The following is a 16,339-nucleotide window of genomic DNA, read 5'->3' as shown; positions in this document are numbered from 1 at the left end:
GCTGGCACCTTTTTTGAGAATCAGTAGCCCGGCTGACCCGTGCGGGCCCCGTGGCTTTGCGTCGCCGGCTTGCACCGGTTTGGCCCTTTACATCATGACGGTCGCCCTAATGTGCCGGCTCGGTGGCTCGATCCGGCTCCTCATTGTCCCGTGGATGCGGTCGTGAGAACCGGTGAAAACAACAAGTATTTGTGCAGGTTTTCCACAGGGTGGACTGATCCCCCGCGGGCTCTCATCATCAGACTCAGCTCTGCGGGGTCCGGGACAGTACCCAGGTATTGGTCGCATCCTGCCGCTCGAATGTGACAGTTGTGACCAGAGCCTCGATGAGCGCAAGTCCCCGGCCAGACTCCGCGTCCTCACCAGGCATGTGCGGATTCATCATGCCAAGGGGAGGCTTGGCGTGGTAGGCGCTGATCTCAGCTTTCAGCTGGGTGGTTCGGACCTCGACGTGAACGCTCAGCTCCACCGGTCCCCGACCTTCCGGCTCGGCGTGCTGGACAATGTTCGACACGGACTCGATGACCGCCGTTGTGAAAGTCATCTGGTCCATTTCCTGGACAAAAGGGGCATCGGTCCAGAGCTCGTCCAGATCGGTGTGGACCTCATCGATGACGCTTCCTACCGCCAGCCCCCGATACCGTCGGGAGGCGAGAACGTCACTCATTGCTGAACGCATCATCGGCAGATGCATAGGGTGTGAGGACCTTGTCCATACTGGTCAATTGAAGAACCATCTTCACCTGGGGTTGGACACCTGCGATCCGCAAATCACCGCCGGCCTGACGGGCCGCTTTCAGGCAACCAATCAGCGCGCCGAGCCCGGAGGAGTCCATAAACACCGCCTGTTCCAGGTTGATGACAATCCGGGAGGACCCCTCGGTAATCAAGCCGGACACGAATTCGCGCAGCTCTGGGGCGGAAACCATGTTCAGGCGTCCATCCGCCTTGACCTCGGTGTACGTACCTTTGGGCATATGACTGAACTTCATTCAATTCCTTTCGAAAACATTCAAGCTGCACACCGACCAATGCTCGTCAAAGCATCGCATGTACTGGGTTGCTAAAGACCATCTAAACCGACTGTGAGCTCGTTCCTGCGCAGGATGAGAACGGTGGTGTCGTCGGCGCCGGTGACCGCTTCGCTGGAGAGTCTGTCAATGAAGTCTCTGGGGTCGTCAGCGGAGGAAAGCTGCGCCAGGACATGCGCGAGTTCTTCCAGGTCGTCGTTGACCAGTTCAAGGACCCCGTCGCTGGGAATCATCAGGGCGTCGCCGGGGCCCAGGGTCAGAGACTCGGTGTGCCATTGCATGCCAGGAAAGATCCCCAGCGGGCCGCTGGAGGTGGGAAGCCGGATCGGTCGCCCGCCCGCAGGCAGATAGTGCGCCAACCCGTGTCCCGCATCCGAATACGACACGGTGCCCGTGTCCGGGTCCAGGTCGCCGTGGAATGCGGTCACGAAGGAATCGGTCCGCTCCAGGTTGCAGGTCAACTCGGTTGAGACTGCTGCGAACGCGCCGGCGGGATCCAGGTTTGCGTTGGCTCGCAGGCCAGCTCTCACGGTGGCAGCCAGAATGGCCGGGCCAGTTCCCTTGCCCATGACATCGGCCAGTGTGAACCGGAACCGCCCTTGTACAAGGTCCCAGTCATAGAAGTCACCTGATAATTCGCCCGCCGGACGAAAAGCCGCGGTTACCCTGTAGCCGGGGAGGGATGGTGCGCTTTCCGGAAGATGAGCGTGCTGAATTCGTGCGCCGTTCTGGAGATCCGTGCGAACGTTAATCTCGCGCTGCACGACGGCGGCAAGGTCGCGGAGGACTTTTTCCTGTTCACCGTTGAACGTGCGTGGCTGCTGATCGCTGATGCAGAGAGTGCCGATATTGTGTCCCCCTGGGCCCTGCAGGGGCTGCCCGGCGTAGAAGCGGATATTGGGGATGCCCAGGACATAGGGGTTGGAGCTGAAGCGGTCATCTTCCCCGGCATCCTCGACCACCAGGGTGTCCGGGGTCATGATGGTGTGGGTGCAGAAGGACGCCTTTCGGGGGCTGTTGACGTCGAGGGTGCCGGCGACTGATTTGAGGAACTGTCGGTCTTCCGCGATCAGCGACACCGAGGCGGAGCTGACCCCGAAGAGCTTCTGAGCCAATCGGGTGATCCGGTCAAACCCCTCCTCGGGCGGGGTGTCGAGCAGTGCTGTCTCTGCGAGGGACTTGAGCCTCTCGGTTTCGTTGTGAGCAGACCCGGCAGATTCGTTGAAGAGGTTAGGCGATGGTTCGTTCATGCGTACACCTGTTCTTTCACTTGCCAGTCTGTGCTGGCGGTTGAGCTGGGACTCACGCCGGTGAGTTCCCCTCCGTGTCAGGCAGCGCCTACCTGGAGGGTTTCGCTGTGGGCCGCGTTAGGCGATGCTGTCTGGTGCGCGGACCTTCGGACCGCGAGGATGGTCACGTCATCAGGGTTGACAGATCCTGACGCGAGGACCTGAACAGTTTCCACGATATCTTTCGCCGAAGAGGCTGAGATGGCCAGCAGGGCGAGCTCGTCGATGGCGCTCAGAGTTCCGTCATAAAGGTCCAGCACTCCATCGCTGAAACTGACGATCATATCGCCGGGCTCAAGCCTGATTTCGAACGAATGCCAGGTGGATTCCGGGAGGAGGCCTACCGGCAGTTCCCGGGAGGCGAGCCTTTCCCAGCTCCCATCTGCTCTGATGCAAAGCGTTAGCCCATGTCCCGCATCACAGAAGGAAAGGCGACCATCCGCTGCGCGGAGTCTTGCGTGGAAGAGGGTTGCAAAGGATGCGGCCTGGCTTAGCTCCGACGTAAGACAATCTGAGGTTAATCTGAGCGCTACCGCCGGGTCCTCGTTGTTTCGGGCGCTGCGGATCACCGCCCGGGTAGTGGCGGCGATCATGCCCGCCCCCGCGCCCTTGCCCATCACGTCGCCCAGGGTGAACCCAAGACCCCCGTCGATTTCGTACCAGTCGAAGAAGTCGCCACCGACAGCTTTCGATGGCACACAGGCCCCGGCAGTTTCGTATCCAGGTAGTGGAGCTGCTTCCTGGGGGAGGAGATAGCGCTGAATTTCGGCGGCCCGGCTGAGCTCCTCTGCTGAAGCCGCTGCCTGCGCACGCGCCGAAGACAGTCGTCGTCGTGACCTCGAGGCGAGCTCATTGACAATTCCGGCGGCCAGGGCGAACACGAGGAGGCTGTACATGCCTCGGAGCAGTTCGTTGGGATTTTCGTCCGTCCCGGCGCCCAGGGCGAACGGCACCAGGATGGCCACTACGCCACCGAGGATGGCGTAGAGCACATGACGTCGCCCTTCGATTGTTGCCAGCCACAGAATGGGTAACAGCACCAGGGAAGCGTAGATCGACTGGCTTTCGCCGGTCGCGTATCGAAGCATACCCGCAGCGAGCAGATCAACGGCCGGGATGAGTACCGAGAAGCGCGATAGCGTTGGTCGCGAAAAAGCTAAGGCAAACAGGGTTGCGGCAATGGTTAGACAGACGCCGATAATCAATACTGGTCTGCTGCTGACCGTCAGAGTAGGTACCAGGCTGCTCATCACCGCTGCGGCAACGAAGAGGACAGCGATCGGAAGCTGTTTGACGAGGGGTGAAATGTCATCCGGTCCCGTCAAACGTCGAACGGGACCGAAAGTCATGGTGGTTCCTCTCTAGGGCTGCTCGTTATTGCTCCGGGGGCAAGACCAGGTGCTCTTTCTGCAATGGTATCCGGCGGCCGGTGGACGCGCCGGACCTCCGCTGTCGGCCCGGTGGGTCGCATGCAGCGCAGGTCGCCACCGGAGGAGAGATTAGGATTGCAACCATGACCGTCGATACCGCCGCCCGCGACCGCCTGCGTGAACTCATCCAGGAACTGGCCATCGTTCACGAGAAGGTGACCCTGTCCAGCGGTAAGGAAGCCGACTACTACATCGACCTGCGCCGGATCACGCTCCACCACGAGGCGTCGCAGCTGGTGGGCCGGGTCATGCTGCAGATGCTCGACGACGCCGGCATCGCCTTTGAGTGCGCTGGTGGGCTGACCATGGGCGCCGACCCGGTGGGAACCGCCGTCATGCACGCCGCGGCCCGCGACAATCGGGGCATTGACGCGTTCGTGGTGCGCAAGACCCAGAAAGCCCACGGCATGGCGCGACAGGTGGAGGGCCCCGACGTCGCCGGCCGGACCGTCGTCGTCCTTGAGGACACCTCAACCACTGGCGGGTCGGCACTGACCGCCGTGGAAGGTGTCCGGCGGGCGGGTGGCAACGTGCAGGCCGTGGCGGTCATCGTCGACCGGGACACCGGGTCCAGGGAACGCATCGAGTCGGAAGCAGGGGTGCCCTACCTCTACGCGTTCGGTAAAGATGAGCTCGGCCTGAGCTAGCACCTGAGCAGACCGATGACTGAGGACGCCGAACGGCTGCTTCGCTATGCGCACGGGATCAAAGGCATGTCCCGCCGCTCCTTCATCGCTGGTTCAGCGTTTGGGCTTACCCTTGCTGCCGACCTGTTCCTGACCCGGCAGGTCCAGGAGGAACGCGAGGAACTGCAGATCCTTCCGGTTGAGGACGCGGAAGCCGCACGCCGGTTCCCGCGAACACGGTGGATCATCTTCCCCGGCTACAAGACTGGCTGGGAAGAGGGCGGCTGGATCGCGAACTCACTCCAGCCAGCCCTGAGCCAGCGTGGGCAGATCGCGGTGATGGGATATTCGAACCGTGGGCTGAACATCGCGAGCATCGTCGCAGCGCTGAACCGGTACGTGAGGATCTTCCAGGTTCAGACCCTCTACTTCTACGGCCACAGCTTCGGCGGGATGGTGGCGGTCGAGGTGGCTTCGCAGTTGCGCGGGCTGGGGATCGCGGTGGAGCTGATCATCCTCGATTCCAGTCCGCACTCCCGTGATGATGTGCTGGACCAGGCCGTGTTCGAGGGCGTGGTGTTCCTGTATGACGCCGGCTACCGGGTCCCCACCGTGCTGCGCGGCGGCTATGAACTGGGGGAGCGGATTGTCAACAAGAACGAGCGCACTTGGCGGCAGGTCCTGAACCAGAGCCTTGAGCAACTCTCCCCGTTCGCACCATCGAGCGTCCTGATCCAGTCGCAGTCTTCGTACATCTACCACTACAACGTCACCCGCTTCCAGGGGACGCTGGGCGATACGCAGATCGCTTTCATCGGCAACCCCAACGACGGTACGGTCAACTACGCCCGGGCCAGGCCCGGCTGGGCGGAAGCCTTCCCGGACAACCTGGTGTCGGCCGACTACGTCACCGACGGCGCCCTGCCCGCGCACGCCAGCCCGCAGTGGAACCCGCTGATTTACCAGAGCATCGTCGTCGCGCTGCAGGACGAATTCCTGCCCGTGCCGCGGGGCGGTTCCCGGCGAAGCGCCTACTGACCCCTGAGGGTTCTCCGGAGTTGACCCAGGTCGCGGCGGTCCATCCCGGCGCCCTCCAGGAACGAGTCGACGGTGCCGAACTCGCGGCGCATCCCCTCAATGAACGTGGCCATGGCGCCCGCCGGTGAGGTCAGGATCACCGGCGGGTTCTCGATCGACAGCCGGCCCGACCCCGCGGGCGCGTCACCCATCCATAGTTTCGCCAGTGCCGGCAGAATCTCCGGCAGGGCGCCTGTCGTGTGGGCGTAGTCCTTGATGATCAGGTCATCGGAGACCCCGGCAGCCAGGAGAATCACCGCGGTGATCACTCCCGTGCGGTCCTTGCCTGCGGCGCAGTGCACCAGTGTGGTCCGGCCCGCCACAATCGGCTCGAGCGCGTCGACCACCACCGCGGGCCGACTGTGCAGCCAGCCCAGGTAGTAGTTCCCCAGGTCCGCAGCGGTCAGTAACCCCATGGTCGACGCCGGGTTGGCCTCGGAGGGGTCCAGCGGGGCGGCAACGACGTCGATTCCCGTATCGGCGGCCACCTGCCAGGGTGCCATTCCGGCCTCGCGTTGACTGCGCAGGTCAACGATCGATTGGATCCCTTGACCCGTGAGGAAGTTCATGGTCGACTCACGGTCCCAATCGAGCGGCTGGCTGGAGCGGAACACCTTGCCCGGCACCGGGGCCCGGGGGTCGGCGGCGGTGAGCTCCGCGATGTCGCGCAGGTTGAGCACCCCCGGCACGGGACTAGACCTGGTCGATCAGGTCCGCCACTGACTCCATGATTTGGGCGGGCCGGAACGGGTAGGCGTCGATGTCGGCGCGCTGGGTGATGCCGCTGAGCACCAGCACCGTGTGCAGGCCCGCTTCCATCCCCGCAATAATGTCGGTGTCCATCCGGTCGCCGATCATCGCGGTGGTTTCGGAGTGGGCGTCGATCTGGTTCATGGCCGAGCGGAACATCATGGGATTGGGTTTACCCACAATGTAGGGAACACGGCTGGTAGCAGCGGTGATCAGGGCCGCGACTGCCCCCGTCGCAGGCAGCGGTCCTTCCTTCGACGGCCCGGTAACATCAGGGTTCGTTGCAATGAACCGGGCCCCGCCCTCTACCAACCGGATGGCCTTGGTGATCGCCTCAAACGAGTAGGTGCGGGTTTCCCCGAGCACCACATAGTCGGGCGCCTGGTCCGTGAGTACAAAACCGGCCTCATGCAACGCCGTCGTCAGGCCGGCCTCCCCGATCACGTACGCCCGGCCCCCCGGCAACTGCTCCTTAAGGAATTGCGCGGTGGCCAGGGCCGAGGTCCACAGGTTCTCCTCGGGGACTTCCAGGCCGGAGGCCTTCAGCCGGGCTGCAAGGTCCCGCGGAGTGTAGATGGAGTTGTTGGTCAGCACCAGGAACCGCTTGGACGTGGCTACCCAGCGGTCAATCAGCTCTGCTGCGCCCGGGATCGCCTGGTTTTCATGCACCAGGACGCCATCCATGTCCGTCAGCCAGCACTCGATATGTTCGTTCTCACCCATGTGATATCTCCCTGCCGTCCGGCGGTGCTCTAGGACCCCAGTCTTTCACCTTAGGCTGGGAGCGTGAAAGAAAATCCCGAAATCCCGCTGGTCCCGGTCGGCGTGGGCCCCTGGGAGGGGCAACTTCCAGAGGGAGAGCACTGGGATGCCGACCTCCTTGCTGCTGGGGACACCCGCAACGTCGTCGACCGGTACCGGTACTGGACCCACGATGCGATCGTCGCGGACCTCGACTCCCGCCGCCACAACTTTCACGTCGCCATCGAGAACTGGCAGCATGACCTGAACATCGGTTCGGTGGTGCGCACGGCGAACGCCTTCATGGCCAGGGAAGTCCACATCATCGGACGACGGCGGTGGAACCGTCGGGGTGCGATGGTGACCGACCGCTACCAGCACGTCCGGCACCATCCCACGGTCGAGGAATTCGTCACGTGGGCGGCAGGGGAGGGGCTGCGGATCATCGGGATCGACAACTTTCCGGATTCAGTGCCCCTGGAAACCTATGAACTGCCGGAGAACTGCGTGCTGGTCTTCGGCCAGGAGGGGCCGGGCCTGACACCCGAGGTGCATGCCGCCGCCGACGCCACCCTCTCCATCGCCCAGTTTGGGTCCACCCGGTCCATCAACGCATCTGCCGCTGCCGCGATCGCCATGCACGGATGGGTCCGCCGGCACGTCTTCGGGCAGGGGATCTGACCAGCAGTGCACCTGCCTGGGTCAGAAACGTCTGGACAGTCAGAACTGCCGCGCGCAACCGGCGAACCCGACCCCGGGGGCCGTTTCTGCTGATCGAGCAGTCGAATAGGATGGCTTAAGCGGTCAGTTTTCATCCCGCCTGTTTACGCACGCATTCCACAAAGGAGTCCTTATGCCTATCGCAACACCTGAGATCTATTCAGAAATGATCGACCGTGCCAAGGCTGGGGGCTTCGCGTATCCGGCCGTGAACGTGACCTCCTCCCAGACCCTCAACGCTGCGATGCGTGGGTTCGCCGAGGCCGGTTCCGACGGCATCGTGCAGGTGTCCACGGGCGGCGCTGCCTACTGGTCGGGCGCATCGGTGAAGGACATGGTGGTCGGTTCTCTTGGCTTCGCCGCCTTCGCCCACGAGGTGGCCAAGAAGTATGACGTGAATATTGCGCTGCACACCGACCACTGCCCCAAGGACAAGCTGGACGAGTTTGTCCTGCCGCTCCTCGCGGCATCGGAAGAGGCGGTCAAGCGCGGCAACAACCCGATCTTCCAGTCCCACATGTGGGACGGCTCAGCGGAAACCCTTGAGGAAAACCTGCGGATCGCCAAGGACATCCTGCCCCGCGCAGCCGCAGCGAAGATCATCCTTGAGGTTGAGATCGGCACCGTCGGCGGTGAGGAGGACGGCGTCGAGAACGCCATCAACGACAAGTTGTACACCACTGTCGAAGACGCGCTGGCCACTGTCGAGGCGCTGGGCTCCGGCGAGCACGGCCGCTACCTGACCGCCCTGACCTTCGGGAATGTGCACGGCGTGTACAAGCCCGGCGGCGTCAAGCTCCGCCCCGAGATCCTCAAGGACATCCAGGACCAGATCGGCTCACGGCTCGGCAAGGACAAGCCCTTCGACCTCGTGTTCCACGGTGGATCAGGATCCTCGGACCAGGAAATCTCCGACGCCGTCTCGTACGGTGTCATCAAGATGAACATCGACACCGATACGCAGTACGCGTTCACCCGCCCGGTGGTTGACCACATGCTGAAGAACTACGACGGCGTGCTCAAGGTCGACAACGAGGTAGGCAACAAGAAGGTTTATGACCCCCGCGTGTGGGGTGCAGCCGCCGAAGCCGGACTGGCCGCCCGCGTGGTGGAAGCCGCAGCATCCCTGGGCTCCGCCGGAAAGAAGCTCTAACATGTCCGATGAATTCCGCCGGAACCTTCTGGGCCCCGAGCCCACCCTCCTTCCCGAGGAGACGGACCTCGGCGTCCGGATCGACGCCGGTGACGAAGCGGTAGATCTCGCCGCCAAGTACCCGACGTCGTCGTTGGTGTGGGCCATCCTGGCCGACGAAGCCTACGCCGATGGCCGCACCATCGAGTCCTATGCGTACGCCAGGACCGGCTACCACCGTGGTCTTGACGCGTTGCGGCGCAACGGCTGGCGCGGCACCGGGCCCGTGCCCTACTCGCACGAACCCAACCGTGGATTCCTCCGCTCGCTTTATGCGCTGGGCAGGGCAGCGGCCTCGATCGGCGAAATCGACGAGGCCGAGCGGATCGCGAAGTTCCTCGGCGAATCCGACCCGGAAGCCAGTAAGCAACTGGGCAATTAGGTCCAGGTAGGCAACTGGCTCAAGGACGCCTGATGCTGGTCACCACGGTGACCAGCATCGGCGCGGCAGGGGCAGAGCTGAACCCAAACCGCACTGGCGGTGTCAACGGTGCCAGGATCCCCAGGTCCTTGCCGTGCCAACGCACCGACGCGGCGGTGATTTTCACCGCCGTCGTCACCCCGTAATATATTTTCACCGCCGTCGTCACCCCGTAATATTCAGTGCGGCCATTGCCAGCCGATCCCGCCGTGCTGACCCCGGGCATGAGCAGCCCAGCCACCGGATTGATGAGGCTCAGCCAGCGCGGCGACGTCGCGAGCCGCGCCGGAATGAGGCGCAACATCCGCCCCAGCCCGGTTACCGCGCCGAGCTGCGCGGTGACTGCCAGCCCTCCCGCGGTCACGGTCAGTTGCCGGTCGTCGAGCGTTGAGTCCACATCCACCACCCGGACCACATCGAAGCTGTAGGTAGAGCTGACGTAGTCGGCAACCGCCTGCGACGGGGCGAGCAGGGTCCGCTCACCGTTGGCATCCTCCATCATGACGTCGGTGAACGCCCCCAACGGCGACGTGTCCCACCTGCCGATCACCAGCCGTGTTCCCGACGCCGTGCCCAGCCCTGCAATGTTGCCCGCGAAACGATCCATGAGGACATTCTCTCCTCCTTGGGGGCCCCATGGCATCATGGCGGTATGCAGAAGAGCCGGAGTGAACTGGTGTGGTTGGGGCTGGCAGCGATCCTGGCGTTCTTTTTTGTGCGGGCCGGGATCGAGAAGGTGATCGGCGAGCCTGCTGCGCTGCTTCCCTTCCAGAAGTCGGGGCTGCCGGAGTGGACGGTGTACCTGACTGCCGCCGGCGAGTTCCTCGGCAGTGCCGCGCTCTTCGTTCCCCGGCTGCGCACCCTGGGAGCACTGGTGCTGGTGCTGGTCATGCTGGGTGCCGCAGTGACCAACATTTTCAACGGCGACGTCGGGTACGTGTGGACCAACGTGCTGCTGGGCGCCGGAGCACTGCTGCTGGCCTGGCAGGGGCGTGGTCAGCTACCGGGCCGTGGCCGGCGAGGCATACCCCGCGACTGACAGGGAGGCGAATCCCACACCGGTCGGGTCTCTCGAGGAGCCTCCCGTCCACACCGATTGGTCACCAAGCTGAGGGTCGGCGGGATCTCTTGCTAAACTTGGGTGGTAAGAGCCCCAGATCTCTTGCGCACACGCACTCGCAGGTCTTGGGGCATTCTCATGCACTTCTGGCGGCATCGCGTGTGGTGCGGGTGCTGCCGCAACGATGGGGGAGGATCCCATGCCAGCGATCGTTATTGTCGGAGCCCAGTGGGGCGACGAAGGTAAAGGCAAAGCAACCGACCTGCTCGGCGGACGGGTTGACTACGTCGTCAAGCCGAACGGCGGAAACAACGCGGGGCACACCGTGGTCGTCGGCGGTGAAAAATACGAGCTGAAGCTGCTGCCCGCAGGCATCCTGAGCCCCAACGCGATCCCGATCATCGGAAACGGGTGCGTCATCAACCTCGAAGCACTGTTCGAAGAGATCGAAGGGCTTGAAGCCCGCGGCGCCGACACCTCAAAGCTGCGCATTTCGGCGAACGCCCACCTGGTGGCGCCGTACCACCAGGTCCTGGACAAAGTCACCGAACGATTCCTCGGCAAGCGGGCGATCGGCACCACCGGGCGCGGTATCGGGCCCGCCTACATGGACAAGGTGGCCCGGCTCGGTATCCGCGTCCAGGACGTCTTCGACGAATCGATCCTGCGGCAGAAGGTTGAAGGCTCCCTCGCCCAGAAGAACGAACTCCTGGTCAAGGTATACAACCGCCGCGACGTGGAGGTGGAGGAAGTGGTCGAGTACTTCCTCGGCTTCGCCGACCGCCTCCGGCCGCTGGTCATCGACTCCACCTACGTGCTCAATGAAGCGCTCGACGCCGGAAAGGTGGTCCTCATGGAGGGCGGCCAGGCCACCTTCCTCGACGTGGACCACGGCACCTACCCGTTCGTGACCTCGTCGAACCCCACGGCCGGTGGCGCGTCGGTCGGTTCGGGCATCGGCCCCACCCGGATCAGCCGCGCCGTGGGCATCATCAAGGCCTACACCACGCGGGTGGGAGCTGGACCGTTCCCCACCGAACTGTTCGACGACATGGGCATGTACCTGCAGACGAAGGGCGGCGAGTTCGGTGTCAACACTGGCCGTCCCCGCCGCTGTGGCTGGTACGACGCCGTTCTTGCCCGCCACGCTGCCCGGGTCAATGGCTTCACCGACTACTTCGTGACCAAGCTTGACGTACTCACTGGGATCGAACGGATCCCGGTGTGCGTGGCGTACGACGTCGACGGCGTCAGGCACGACGAGATGCCGATGACCCAGACCGACTTCCACCACGCCAAGCCCATCTTCGAGTACTTCGAGGGCTGGACCGAGGACATCACCACGGCACGCACCATCGACGACCTGCCGGAGAACGCGCAGGTCTACGTAAGGGCGCTGGAGAAGATGTCGGGCGCACGGTTCTCAGCCATCGGGGTGGGCCCGGACCGCGACCAGACCATCGTCATCAACGACCTGATCGGCTAGACCAGCTAGTGGACCCCGCCAGCGCCGGCACCGGCCAGCTCCTTGAGGCCGCCATCCGGCGGTTGCTCGACGATCGCGCACCCGAGGCGACGATCTGCCCGTCGGAGGCCGCCCGCGCCGTCTCCGACGGGCAGTGGCGGGACCTGATGGACGCGTCCCGCGACGCCGCCAGGCGGTTGGTGGCGGCCGGCGAAGTGGAGATCACCCAGGGCGGGACGGTCATCGACCCGACGACGATCAAGGGTCCCATCCGGATTCGGCGCCGGCACCCTTAGACCCCTTACATTTCCAGCGTACCCGCCGACAGTTCAGTGAGGAGCCGACGGCCACAGACCGACCGTCGCACACGCTTTCCTAGGTGGCAGCAATGGCGTTTCATGAGCGGGCACAGCCCGCGCCCCGGCGCTCGCCGTGAACGGCGACGGGCTGGACTACGAGGCGTTGTTCCAACAAGCTCCCTGTGGGTATCTGCTGACCGACGACGACGGCACCATCACCGCCGTCAACGGCACCTTCCTCTCCTGGTCGGGTTACGCCCGCGCGGACCTGCTCGCAACACCGCTGCACCAGTTGCTGCCCGCCAGCGACCAGTTCCTGTACACCATGCACTGTGTCCCGCAGCTGCACCTGATCGGTTCGGTCGAGGAACAGGCGCTGGAGGTGATCGGCAGGGACGGGGTGCGGCGTGCTGCACTGCTGTCCGCAACCCGGGTGCCCCCGTCCGGGTGCACTCCGGCCATGGTGCGGGTCGGGATCTTCGGGGCGCACCAGCGGCGCCGCTACGAAGAACACCTTCTCGAAGCGAGGCGTCAGGCTGAAGAGTCGGAGGCGCGGTGCGCCGCGGCCGAGGCAGTGATGCGGCGTCTTGCATCCCATGACCCCCTGACCGGGCTGCTGAACCGCCCCGCGTTGGTCACCGCGTTGGATGCCGCTCTCGCCGGCGTCGCACCTGGACGGCGCACCGTGGTGTTCTTCGTCGACCTGGACCATTTCAAGGCGGTCAATGACAGCCTCGGCCATGCCGCGGGCGACGAACTACTCAGCTCGGTGGCGCGACGGCTCCAGGTCGCTGCCCGTGATCCCCTGTGCATCGCCCGGCTGTCGGGGGACGAGTTCGTCGTCGTCGCGGCCGTCAGCGGCGCGACCGCGGTCGACGAGGTGGGTCAAATGGCAGAACGGCTGCTGGGCGCCCTCCAGGAACCGTTGGTGATTGAGGGCCTTGAGGTGGTGGTGAGCGCCAGCATTGGTGCGGCGGTCTGCGAGGACGGTGACGCCGCGGAACGCTTGCTGCGCCGGTCCGACATCGCCATGTACCAGGCAAAGGCCAGCGGGCGGAACACCTGGGAACTGCACGATCCCTCGCAATCGGATCCCGCGGTGGATCGGTTGCAGCTCGTGGGGGAGCTCCGCCACGCAATCAGCGATGGCGAGTTGCGCGTGTACTACCAGCCCCGGGTGAACCTGCGGGACGGACGGCTGACCGGGGTGGAGGCACTCGTCCGGTGGGAGCATCCCCGCCGGGGACTGTTGCCGCCGTCGGAGTTTATCGGCCTCGCGGAGGAGTCGGGTGTGATTCGCGAACTGGGGGCGTGGGTGCTCAACGAGGTGGTCGCCCAGGCAGTGCGCTGGGCCGACGAGGATCCCAACCGTGGGCCGGTGGAGATGGCCGTAAACCTCTCCACCCGTCAGCTGGCCGACCCGGAACTGCCACGACGGGTCGCCTCGGTGTTGGGCCGCCATGGCTTCGACCCGTCGCTGCTGACCCTGGAATTGACCGAGACCTCGCTGATGGTGGGACCGGAGGCAGCCCTGCGGGCGCTCAGCGCGTTGAAGGCACTCGGTGTCGGGTTGGCTGTCGATGACTTCGGGACCGGCTACTCAAGCCTCACCTACCTGAGGCAGTTCCCCATTGATGAGCTGAAAATCGACCGATCCTTCGTTTCGGGGTTGGGTATCAACAGTGGCGACTCGGCAATCGTGGCCAGCTGCGTGCAGTTGGCCCACGCCGTCGGTATCAAGGCGGTGGCTGAGGGCGTCGAGACCGAGGGGCAACGAGAGGCCCTGATCGGCCTCGACTGCGACCTCGCGCAGGGGTACCACTACGCCAGGCCGCTACCGGCGGAAGAGCTGGCGTCCTGGTTCGCGATGGAGCCAGTCGTACCGGTGCAAGCTGTCGGCGGCGCCGCGGGCTGATCGCCTTGGCGCCGCCTGACGGTCCCTGGGCTACAGGTTGACCGTCACATCAGCAGCCTCACGGAGGCTGGAGACCAGGGAATCGGCGGCAGCCGACTGCTTCTGCGTCTGGAGCTGCTCCTCGAGAGCGGTGCGCACCTCTTCAAACGGGGGAATCTCGGGTTCCTGTTCGCTGGCGGCGTTCTGCTCCTCCTGCTGTGCCACTGCCTCGTCGTAGGCGGCGGTGAGCTCCTCCTCGGTGGGCGCGGTGTCGCCAGCCTCTTCCTCTATCAGCTGCTCCACCTGAACCTGGGTGGCGAGCTGCTCGTTGACGGTTTCCTCGTCGGTGCCCTGTTCAGCCAGGGTCGCGTAGAACTCGTCGGCTGAACTGAGCTGGTAGGTCGCAACGAGCTCGTCGAGTGCGGTGGCGATCGCTTCGTCGGTTGCCTCGATACCCCGCTCGGACGCTTCCTGGATCAGCAGTTCGGTACCGATCATGCCCTCGATGGTCTGGCTCTTCAGGGCGTCCTGATCGACGGGCTCACCTGACATCTGGGACTGTGTTGCTGCCGTCTCGTACTGGGCGGTGTACACAGACTCGAAGTCGGTCTTTGGAATTTCGGTCCCGTTGACCACCGCCACCACGTCGGGCACACCTTCCAGGTCAGGGTCGGCTACCTCTGGTGCTGCCTCGGGTGCCGCGCTCTCATTGGCGGGCGCCTGCGACGTCTCGGATCCCGATTCACTACCGTCATCCGCGGTGCCACATGCCGACACCACCGAGACAATCCCGGCCAAAGCAATACTCAGTAACAACTTCTTCCGCACAACGATCTCCTGCCAGTTGGTTAATCAACCTGCGAAGCTATCAGGCTTGAATGGGTGTTAGCTGGGCGTCGCCCGGCCGGCGCCGCAACGACACGCTGCACCGGCGGTTCACCACCCCCAGGTGCCGGGCGCTCCCTTGAAGGGCCCGACAACGCGCTTGGTAATCCAGCCACCGTAGAAGTCCCCTTCCTGCGCCTGGACCTCCTCGCCGTCGATCAGGCATTTGTCCATGGCACCCGGGTAGATGGCTATCCGGGTGCGTAGGGGTTCGAACCCTGCGGTCGGGGTGGGATAGGTCCACCCGGCCCGCGGTGCCCGGTGGCGCCGGCTGACGACGTCGTAATAGGCGGCCATCCCCTTGTACTCACACAGGGATGAGCCTTCCGCGGGGACCAGCGCGCCACCCTCAAAATCGGAGATCGGCACGTAGTACACCGGCGGGTGGCTGGTTTCCAGGACTCGGACCGCGTTGGTGGTGTCAGCGATGACCACCCCACCAAACTCGATCACCACCCGCTCGGAGGTGGTTTCCAACCGTGGCGGTCGCGGGTAGTCCCAGACGGATTCCTGGTCAGGGCCAGGGACAATACGTTGCAGTCTCATAACCCAACGATAGGACCTGGCGGCATTCGGTACGCTGTGAGGGCACCTGTTTCTTAACTGAAAGCGGAAACGATGAAGATCAGTGTTGGGCAGTTCCGCCCGAGTGGGGACGTTTCGGAGAACTTGTTGACCATGCGCAGGCTTTCCGAGCAGGCCCGCTCGGAGTCCTCGGAGCTGATCGTCTTTCCGGAGGAATCCATGTTCTCCATTGGGAAGGTGGAAGGGTCTCTCGCTGCCGCCGTCGACGAAAACTGGTCCAAGTTCGTGCAGCAACTTTCCTTCATGGCCGTCGAACTGGGGATCGCGGTGGTTGCTGGCGGGTACGAAGCCAGCGGCGAGGATCGCCCCTACAACACGCTCGTCCTGGTCGATGCCACCGGCCGGATTGTCGATACGTACCGCAAGCTGCACCTCTATGACGCGTTCAGCTATCAGGAATCCACCCGGATCAAACCGGGCGACGGCGGCATCAAGGTGGTCCAGATCGGCGACCTGTCGGTCGGGCTGATGACCTGTTACGACATCCGCTTCCCCGAACATGCCCGCGCGCTCGCCGACCGTGGCGCGGACCTGATCCTGGTGCCGGCGGCCTGGTTCAAGGGCGATCACAAGGTGGACCACTGGGAGACCCTGCTGAAAGCACGTGCCATCGAGAACACCGTGTGGATCGCTGCTGCCGGTACCTCCAGCGGACACACTATCGGCCACTCGGCCATCATTGATCCGATGGGCATCCCCCAGGTCTTCCTGACCGACGAGGATGAGTCAGTGGTGACCACTGACGTATCCCGACGGCGGATCGCCGACGTCCGGGAGTTCCTGCCGGTCCTGAAGAACCGCCGCTTCGCTCGCAACGAGGAGATCGTCGAGTCCCACTGAGGCGGATCCCGGTGTAGCCGCGTCGGGACGGCGG

General features: G+C 64.2%; 19 protein-coding genes and 1 riboswitch. Of the genes, 10 read left to right on the top strand and 9 right to left on the bottom strand.

All coding sequences use genetic code 11. The features are described 5' to 3' along the window. Positions 1–19: 19 nt before the first annotated feature. Positions 20–95, bottom strand: a riboswitch (cyclic di-GMP riboswitch). A gap of 149 nt (positions 96–244) precedes the next feature. The 4 genes from H4V95_RS17140 to H4V95_RS17125 all read right to left on the bottom strand — a co-directional run bounded on the left by H4V95_RS17140 (position 245) and on the right by H4V95_RS17125 (position 3,669). Next, positions 245–667, bottom strand: coding sequence for an ATP-binding protein (locus H4V95_RS17140; RefSeq protein ID WP_196867097.1), 423 nt, complete (start codon positions 665–667; stop codon positions 245–247). Then, positions 660–992, bottom strand: a complete 333-nt coding sequence (locus H4V95_RS17135) for an STAS domain-containing protein (RefSeq protein ID WP_196867098.1) — start codon at positions 990–992, stop codon at positions 660–662. Before H4V95_RS17135 ends, H4V95_RS17140 begins: the two co-directional genes overlap by 8 nt. 71 nt (positions 993–1,063) lie before the next feature. Beyond that, positions 1,064–2,281 carry a GAF domain-containing SpoIIE family protein phosphatase gene (locus H4V95_RS17130; RefSeq protein ID WP_209731164.1) on the bottom strand — a complete coding sequence of 406 codons (1,218 nt, stop codon included), beginning with the start codon at positions 2,279–2,281 and terminating at the stop codon, positions 1,064–1,066. Between the two features lie 77 nt (positions 2,282–2,358). After that, on the bottom strand, positions 2,359–3,669 hold the full coding sequence (locus H4V95_RS17125) for a PP2C family protein-serine/threonine phosphatase (protein WP_196867100.1): 1,311 nt from the start codon (positions 3,667–3,669) through the stop codon (positions 2,359–2,361). A gap of 164 nt (positions 3,670–3,833) precedes the next feature. On the opposite strand from H4V95_RS17125, the gene pyrE reads away from it, so the two are divergent. Both pyrE and H4V95_RS17115 read left to right on the top strand, forming a co-directional pair. Beyond that, positions 3,834–4,397, top strand: a complete 564-nt coding sequence (gene pyrE, locus H4V95_RS17120) for an orotate phosphoribosyltransferase (protein ID WP_196867101.1) — start codon at positions 3,834–3,836, stop codon at positions 4,395–4,397. 15 nt (positions 4,398–4,412) lie between these two features. Continuing rightward, positions 4,413–5,414: a thioesterase domain-containing protein gene (locus H4V95_RS17115; RefSeq protein WP_196867102.1), complete on the top strand. Its 1,002-nt coding sequence runs from the start codon at positions 4,413–4,415 to the stop codon at positions 5,412–5,414. On the opposite strand, the gene H4V95_RS17110 is transcribed toward H4V95_RS17115, so the two are convergent. After that, a complete protein-coding gene (locus tag H4V95_RS17110; protein WP_209731163.1) occupies positions 5,408–6,142 on the bottom strand; it encodes a tyrosine-protein phosphatase in 735 nt (244 codons plus the stop codon). The genes H4V95_RS17115 and H4V95_RS17110 overlap by 7 nt on opposite strands. A 4-nt stretch (positions 6,143–6,146) precedes the next feature. Further along, on the bottom strand, positions 6,147–6,926 hold the full coding sequence (locus tag H4V95_RS17105; protein WP_196867104.1) for an HAD-IIA family hydrolase: 780 nt from the start codon (positions 6,924–6,926) through the stop codon (positions 6,147–6,149). A gap of 63 nt (positions 6,927–6,989) precedes the next feature. Here H4V95_RS17105 and H4V95_RS17100 point away from each other — a divergent pair, with 63 nt between their 5' ends. From H4V95_RS17100 to H4V95_RS17090, 3 genes are all read left to right on the top strand, one after another. Then, a complete protein-coding gene (locus tag H4V95_RS17100) occupies positions 6,990–7,625 on the top strand; it encodes a TrmH family RNA methyltransferase (RefSeq protein ID WP_196867105.1) in 636 nt (211 codons plus the stop codon). A gap of 172 nt (positions 7,626–7,797) precedes the next feature. Continuing rightward, on the top strand, positions 7,798–8,817 hold the full coding sequence (gene fbaA / locus H4V95_RS17095) for a class II fructose-bisphosphate aldolase (RefSeq protein ID WP_196867106.1): 1,020 nt from the start codon (positions 7,798–7,800) through the stop codon (positions 8,815–8,817). A 1-nt stretch (position 8,818) separates the two neighbouring features. Next, positions 8,819–9,238, top strand: a complete 420-nt coding sequence (locus tag H4V95_RS17090; RefSeq protein ID WP_196867107.1) for a DUF3151 domain-containing protein — start codon at positions 8,819–8,821, stop codon at positions 9,236–9,238. A gap of 19 nt (positions 9,239–9,257) precedes the next feature. Here the strand turns inward: H4V95_RS17090 and H4V95_RS17085 are convergent, their stop codons facing one another. Further along, a complete protein-coding gene (locus H4V95_RS17085; RefSeq protein WP_209731162.1) occupies positions 9,258–9,884 on the bottom strand; it encodes a hypothetical protein in 627 nt (208 codons plus the stop codon). A 45-nt stretch (positions 9,885–9,929) separates the two neighbouring features. On the opposite strand from H4V95_RS17085, the gene H4V95_RS17080 reads away from it, so the two are divergent. The 4 genes from H4V95_RS17080 (at position 9,930) to H4V95_RS17065 (ending at position 14,016) form a co-directional block, all read left to right on the top strand. Next, complete coding sequence (locus H4V95_RS17080) at positions 9,930–10,316, top strand: DoxX family protein (protein ID WP_209731161.1); 387 nt, start codon at positions 9,930–9,932, stop codon at positions 10,314–10,316. Positions 10,317–10,536: 220 nt separating this feature from the next. Continuing rightward, positions 10,537–11,823: an adenylosuccinate synthase gene (locus H4V95_RS17075; protein ID WP_209731160.1), complete on the top strand. Its 1,287-nt coding sequence runs from the start codon at positions 10,537–10,539 to the stop codon at positions 11,821–11,823. Between the two features lie 8 nt (positions 11,824–11,831). Beyond that, positions 11,832–12,098 (top strand): DUF3253 domain-containing protein, encoded by a 267-nt coding sequence (locus tag H4V95_RS17070; RefSeq protein ID WP_209731159.1) that lies wholly within the window; start codon positions 11,832–11,834, stop codon positions 12,096–12,098. Positions 12,099–12,234: 136 nt separating this feature from the next. Beyond that, positions 12,235–14,016, top strand: coding sequence for a GGDEF and EAL domain-containing protein (locus H4V95_RS17065; RefSeq protein WP_209731158.1), 1,782 nt, complete (start codon positions 12,235–12,237; stop codon positions 14,014–14,016). Positions 14,017–14,046: 30 nt separating this feature from the next. Here the strand turns inward: H4V95_RS17065 and H4V95_RS17060 are convergent, their stop codons facing one another. After that, positions 14,047–14,823 carry a SurA N-terminal domain-containing protein gene (locus H4V95_RS17060; protein WP_209731157.1) on the bottom strand — a complete coding sequence of 259 codons (777 nt, stop codon included), beginning with the start codon at positions 14,821–14,823 and terminating at the stop codon, positions 14,047–14,049. Positions 14,824–14,931: 108 nt separating this feature from the next. Beyond that, complete coding sequence (locus H4V95_RS17055; protein ID WP_209731156.1) at positions 14,932–15,426, bottom strand: DUF427 domain-containing protein; 495 nt, start codon at positions 15,424–15,426, stop codon at positions 14,932–14,934. Positions 15,427–15,498: 72 nt separating this feature from the next. Between H4V95_RS17055 and H4V95_RS17050 the strand changes: the two genes are divergently transcribed. Continuing rightward, complete coding sequence (locus H4V95_RS17050; RefSeq protein WP_196867115.1) at positions 15,499–16,305, top strand: carbon-nitrogen hydrolase family protein; 807 nt, start codon at positions 15,499–15,501, stop codon at positions 16,303–16,305. Positions 16,306–16,339: the final 34 nt, after the last annotated feature.

Origin of the sequence: Arthrobacter sp. CAN_C5, assembly GCF_017875735.1 — a bacterium.
In the GTDB taxonomy this organism is placed as follows: domain Bacteria; phylum Actinomycetota; class Actinomycetes; order Actinomycetales; family Micrococcaceae; genus Arthrobacter_D.
Note: the sequence above shows the minus strand (reverse complement) of the source record. Positions and strands in the feature narration are given on the sequence as shown.